General features: G+C 63.9%; 3 protein-coding genes. 1 reads left to right on the forward strand and 2 read right to left on the reverse strand.

Features of this window, described 5'->3' with window-relative positions; all coding sequences use genetic code 11:
* Nucleotides 1-236: 236 nt before the first annotated feature.
* Nucleotides 237-1,289 carry an RNA-guided endonuclease InsQ/TnpB family protein gene (locus tag ACEN88_RS28390; protein WP_413345051.1) on the forward strand — a complete coding sequence of 351 codons (1,053 nt, stop codon included), beginning with the start codon at nucleotides 237-239 and terminating at the stop codon, nucleotides 1,287-1,289.
* 13 nt (nucleotides 1,290-1,302) lie between these two features.
* Here ACEN88_RS28390 and ACEN88_RS28395 read toward each other — a convergent pair whose 3' ends face one another.
* Together ACEN88_RS28395 and ACEN88_RS28400 are read right to left on the reverse strand one after the other, a co-directional pair.
* Entirely contained in the window at nucleotides 1,303-2,214 is a 912-nt protein-coding gene (locus tag ACEN88_RS28395; RefSeq protein ID WP_413345053.1) for a cyanophycinase, read from the reverse strand.
* A partial coding sequence (locus ACEN88_RS28400) for an isoaspartyl peptidase/L-asparaginase (protein WP_413345055.1) occupies nucleotides 2,211-2,887 on the reverse strand: 677 nt, incomplete at its 5' end. The genes ACEN88_RS28400 and ACEN88_RS28395, both read right to left, overlap by 4 nt.

Raw genomic sequence — 2,887 nt, forward strand, 5'->3', positions numbered from 1 at the left:
CAGCAGGGCGAGCAGGCGCGCGCCCAGGCCAGCCGCGTTCTGCTGGGCGGCGAGGTCGATCACGGCCAGCAGGCAGGGCGTCGCGGCATACAGGCTCGGGCCGCGCAGGAAGCGTTGTTCTACGATGTTCATCAGGTACTCCGAGAAAGCCCGTCCTTCAGGGCGGGGAGGAAAGCAGCCGATTGCGCGGCAATCGATGCCTTTCGGTTGCTAAAAACGCTGCCTATAATCACAGCATGATTCTTGTTTATCGTTACCGGGTGAAGTCCCTTAACGGGCTGCTCAACAGGCAGTCGCGGGCCTGTAACTTCGTCTGGAATTACTGCAACGATCGGCAAAAGGATGCGCTGCGTTTTGGCCGCCCCTGGCTGTCGGGTTTTGACCTGAACAAGTTGACGACAGGCAGCAGCAAGGAACTGGGCCTGCATTCCGGGACCGTAAATGCGGTCTGCGAACAGTATGCAAGATCGCGTTCGCAAAAGAAGCGACCTTATCTTCGCTATCGCGGCAAGCGGTCTCTGGGCTGGGTGCCGATCAAGGGACGGGAACTGAAGCGGGAAGGTGATGCGTTTCGCTTCGCGGGCAATACCTTCCGCGTTTTTAACAGCCGGCCGCTGCCCGAAGGGAAGATCAAGGATGGCACCAACTTTTCGCGTGACACGCGAGGGCACTGGTACCTGAACATCGTGATCGATGTGGTCACCCCCGAGATCCATGCTCGTCAACCGTTGCGCGGTGTCGGTATCGACCTCGGCCTGAAGGACTTCGCAACGTTTTCCACCGGCGAAAAGATCGAAGCGCAGCGAATCTATCGTGGTGCCGAGCGGACTCTGGCGCTGGCGCAGCGCGCCCACAAGAAGCGGCGCGCCAAGGCTATCAACGCAAAGATTGCGAACCGTCGCAATGACTTTCTGCACAAATTGTCGGACCGCATTGTCCGCCAATTCGACTATATCGCGGTCGGCAACGTGACTGCCGCCAGACTCGCCAGGACCGGCATGGCGAAGTCTGTTCTTGATGCCGGCTGGTCGAGCTTCCGACATCAACTGGCGTACAAGGCTGTTAAGCATGGCGCGTGGTTCGAGGAAGTTGATGAGAGATTGACTTCCCAAGTCTGTTCGAATTGCGGCGCCATGCCCGATTCGCGGCCGAAAGGTATCGCAGACCTTGGAATAAGAGAGTGGCAGTGTCGTGTTTGCGGTTGTAAACATGATCGCGATATCAATGCTGCGATAAACATTCTCCGTCGCGGACGTGCGACGCTGGCTGCAGGAAGCCCCGTCCTTTAAGGTGGGGAAGACGTCAAGAGAGCGGGTTCCGTTTCGTGATGTTTTCCAAAAACTCGAGCAACGGCGGCGGGATGCGTTTTGCGTCGTCGCCGACGGGTAGTGCGTATTTGCTGCCGGCGGGCAGCAGGTGGAGGCGGACGTCGATCAGTTCCGGCGTCTCGTGGTTCGCGATCTCCGCCACGTTCGTCGACATCGTCCGGCCGTCGACGATGGTGACGGCGCCCTGGCCCACCACTTCGATGCCGACGCCGCGCTCGACGACGAGGGCCGTGTCCTCGTCGATCCCGATCCCCTGCAGATACGGGTTCTGGGCGACGATGGACAACAGCCGCGACAGGCGCTGGCGTTCGGAGAAATGCTGGTCGATGACGACCTTGTGCAGGAAGCCGAGGCCCGCACCGAGGCTCACGGAGCCCTTTTCGGGATGCAGTTCGGCGCGGCCCTGTGCCAGCATGTGGCCGGACATGGCGGAAGCGCCGGCGCTCGTGCCGCCGATGCAGGCGCCGCGCAGCTTGAGCGCGGCGTGCATCCCGGCGTCCAGCGCCGTGCCGCCGATGATCGCGAGCAGCCGTTTCTGGTCGCCGCCCGTCATGAAGATCCCGTCGGCGTCGGCGACGTCGCGGATATGCGTTTCGTCGTTCGCGTCATGGCGGCTCTGCAGGTGCAGGTGCGAGTGGCGTGTGACACCCAGGTCCGCGAACGCACGGTCGTACGTTTCCCACATGTTCTCCGCGACGCTGCTCGCCGCCGTGATGACGACGATCTTCGCGTCCGGCCCGCCGGACAGCTCGACGAAGCGCTTGAGGATCGCCATGTCGTTCTGCTTGTCTTCGCCGCCGCCGATGATGACGAGGTGGCCGTGGCTCTTGGCGACCCGTTCCGCCTGTTCGGCCTGGGCGATGGCGTTCTTGTCCTGTGCGGTCATGGTGCGACTATCCTTGCGTGGGGCATGTCCTGGTTGCTGTGCGACGCGGCTTCCGTGCGGGTGACGGCGATCAGGCCGACGGGCACTTTTGGGTCGAACAGGTCGACGCCGCGCTTGAGGGCCTGTTCGAGCGGCACGCCGTCCTCGATCCAGCCATAGACGGTGCGGGCCAGCAGGTGGCGCACGATCTGTTCGCCGATGCCGGTGGCCGCGACGGCGCCCTGCGGACCGGCATAGAAGCCGCTGCCGATGATCGGCGTGTCGCCCACGCGGCCCAGCAGCGACGGCGCCGAGCCTCCGGTGGACAGCGCCACGGCGAAGTGGCCGTCCGGTCCGCGCACGACGGCGCCGACCGTGTCGCATGCGGCGTGCGCGGGCAGGTCGAGTGGCGTCTGGTAATTCCAGAAGCGCAGGAAGGCTTTCGCTTCTTCCGAGATCCCGGGCATGGCGGGCACGCTGCCCGCCAGTTCGCGCACGACTTTCTCGTGTGCTTGTCGCTGGTGGTCGGAGATGGTGGTGTGCGTCGGGTGGCCGATGGCGGCGGCGAAGCGGGCGGCGCCGTCGCCGGCCGCCGCCGCATAGCCGAGGTTTTCCCAGAACCGGCGCGAGTCCTGCACGGACACGAGGGCGGAATGACCCAGGCCGCCGGCCCGCGCGAGCATCGCGTCGACGA

The sequence above is a fragment of the Massilia sp. CT11-108 genome (genome assembly GCF_047302915.1).
Taxonomy (GTDB): domain Bacteria; phylum Pseudomonadota; class Gammaproteobacteria; order Burkholderiales; family Burkholderiaceae_D; genus Telluria; species Telluria orientalis.

Coding starts and splice junctions, on each gene's coding strand:
- ACEN88_RS28395 (WP_413345053.1), bottom strand. CDS start 2,214: ATGACCGCACAGGACAAGAACGCCATCGCCCAGGCCGAACAGGCGGAA.
- ACEN88_RS28390 (WP_413345051.1), top strand. CDS start 237: ATGATTCTTGTTTATCGTTACCGGGTGAAGTCCCTTAACGGGCTGCTC.